Origin of the sequence: Pseudoalteromonas rubra (assembly GCF_004212645.1) — a bacterium.
GTDB classification, from domain to species: Bacteria; Pseudomonadota; Gammaproteobacteria; order Enterobacterales; family Alteromonadaceae; genus Pseudoalteromonas; species Pseudoalteromonas rubra_G.
On sequence record NZ_PPUZ01000138.1, the window covers coordinates 1 to 2,652 of the forward strand.

General features: G+C 42.8%; 3 protein-coding genes. All 3 read right to left on the reverse strand.

Annotated features, from left to right (window positions below; genetic code table 11):
• Positions 1 to 57: 57 nt before the first annotated feature.
• Positions 58 to 627: a hypothetical protein gene (locus tag C3B51_RS22835; RefSeq protein ID WP_130246504.1), complete on the reverse strand. Its 570-nt coding sequence runs from the start codon at positions 625 to 627 to the stop codon at positions 58 to 60.
• 183 nt (positions 628 to 810) lie between these two features.
• Positions 811 to 1,428: a hypothetical protein gene (locus C3B51_RS22840; RefSeq protein WP_130246505.1), complete on the reverse strand. Its 618-nt coding sequence runs from the start codon at positions 1,426 to 1,428 to the stop codon at positions 811 to 813.
• On the reverse strand, positions 1,428 to 2,652 hold a 1,225-nt coding region (locus tag C3B51_RS22845), incomplete at its 5' end, for an RHS repeat-associated core domain-containing protein (protein ID WP_276319658.1). The genes C3B51_RS22840 and C3B51_RS22845, both read right to left, overlap by 1 nt.

Sequence of the window (2,652 nt, forward strand, 5' to 3'; positions counted from 1 at the left end):
GTCCATATATGTCTTTCAAAACTCTGAGCGCCTTTTTTGGATCCATGAACACTCTAATTAACTTAAAGTAATACCTCTATCAATCAACTCATTCTCCAAAATCCGTTTAACAGCCTTTTCAGGATCGGACTCTAAAAGAGACAGTACGCTTTCTCCACAACGAGCATATTTTTCTGGAAGCTTATCTTTAACGCTTTGTATCATATCAGCAGAACTATCAAAATCCCCCTTCAGAGCCAAAGAAAAGCCGTTAATCAAGCAAGCGTGAGGGTGTGTTTGTAATGAAGGGTGACTTTCGAAAAACTTAATAAAATCCCCCGGGGAATGAACCTCTTCATTGTTCCTTTCACAGACAGTGATTAGCTCCAAAATATGCTGACATACATTACTTTTACCTACAGTTTCAAAATTTATAAATTGACCAACTCTATCGCTATAAAGCAATGTAATGAACTCCACACAATCAAATAAAGGAAATACAAACCTATTCACATAAACACCTCTCCCTGTTATTTCCAAAGCGTAACCGTTCAAAATGTGCTCAGCGTTAGGTTTCAAAACATACCCGTCAGTACATGTATATTCTGGCAATGCTTTTGCCAAGTCTTTCATCAGCTTCTTTTTCATACTTAATCTACTATAATCGGAACAGGGCTGGGTCATTAGGCCTTGGAAGATGTTGGTGGGGCTGGCCGCAAATGCCCCCTCCGCTGGTCAGTTGTGCATGCCCGCGCTGATTTCCACTGCACACCGCGCTGGCATGATTGCACAGAAAAAAGGCGCTCATTGAGCGCCCGTTTTGAATGGGGGTCAGTTTAAATTTCTGTGTTTAGATATAATTTCTATTATTCTCTCGTAAACAATATTCCCATCTTCGGAGCTAAGGCTTTCATACGTAGCCTTGATAGGCTCGTTAAAGTCAATCGCTTCGGAAAGTGAAAAACTTCGAGTATAAGATCCCGATAAATCCTGCATTTCAATTAAAATCCTTGCTTTTGGAACACCGCCAATAGCAATCAGTTTTTCTAAGTTAGTGTCATAACCACATAGCGCGGCAACCCCCGCAGGGGTTATATCTCGACCTAATGAATCTACAATATAGTTAACATACTCATTTAACTTTTTGTTTAGGCGAAAAAAATCTTCCGGCTCAATGGATTCGGCCATAAACCTAAATAACACTGGATAAATTAACCGCTCAATTTCATCGCTGCAAGAAACACTACTAAGATCCATTTCTAATGCACTCCCCTCGATAAACTTTATTTTTTCAACCTCAGAGTCAAGACTAAAAACGGCACTACAAAACTCTTTTTTCGCTTTTATTTCTGGCAACCGATAACCACCCAAGCATTCGTAAACTGGAGGTATAGTGCCAGCATGTGATGCCGACATGAACGCAACAATCAAAATATAAAAAACTCTCATTAATTACCTGTCGCCTGATATCTAACTATATTTGAAGACATAGCCTCTCTCCACTTGTACGTAGGTAAAGCCCTTCGAGAAAAATAACTACGCCATACCCCATTTACTTTATGATTTGGCAATGCATCCCAACGAAAAGACGCTTGATGAATTGCACCGCTAAGGTTTTGATTATCAAGGAATGCGATAGCACCATCATTGTAAAGCAACCAAACTGCTGCCAAATCTTGACTATGCGGAGAAAAGTCAAGATTTCCTAGCCGCCTCTCTACATCGCCCCATGTTATTCCATTTATTTGATATGCACCAGCCGCCTGATTTCTGCATGCTCCATTGTCACAAGGGTGTATATCTAACGAAATATCTCCCCCAAGAGGCGAACCATCATAAACTGCATTGTAACGATCATTCGACTCCGATTTTCTTATTTCTCTCAGCAGTCCCTGAACATCGTCCCTTTCTAGTAGCTTCTCCATTGCTAAACGTCTCTTTTGCTGAGCGTCAGTTGCCTTTGCTTGTCCCTCACCATTAAATGCCTGAGCAAACGCAGCGGTAGTTGCGCCGTTAGAGAACTTACCACCAGTAACTTTCGATACAGTACCGCCAACAACTGCGGCTATTGTGATTCTCAAAGCCGACCAACCGGCCCCCTGTTGAGTCCCCACAATACCATTTATATTAAGGCCTTTTGTTAATCCCGCACTCCAGAAACCATGACCAAATTTACCGCCCTGAAGTTCGGATATGATCCCGCCCGTAAGTGCATGGGTAGCAACATGACCAATACCACCGGTTTTCCAGAAAGCACCACCTGTGCCATCAAAAGCACGGCCTATCTGGTTGAAGGCTTCTGCGGAAACAGCTGCAATCGCCCCAGCTTTGAATGCCTGTGATGAAGAACCGCCCATCGCACGGGTAAAGTTGTAACTCCAGTAAGCGGAGCCCAAAGGACCACCCACCTTATAAAATGCAATGTTGCCGATAATGTTCGTAAGCGTAGGACCAATTATCTTTGATGATAACTTGATCATTGGCCTGAGTGCTGGGTCCAGAATCTTGCCAATGCTGATATAACCACTTGGATCAATCCGGCTAAGTGGGTTGTTCAGTACATAGCTGTATGCGTTGTAACTCTGGATGTTACCCGGTGCCTGCACCACCGGATCTGCCTGCATAAACCGGCCTGTGTCTGCATCGTAAATCCGACCATTCATATGAATGATG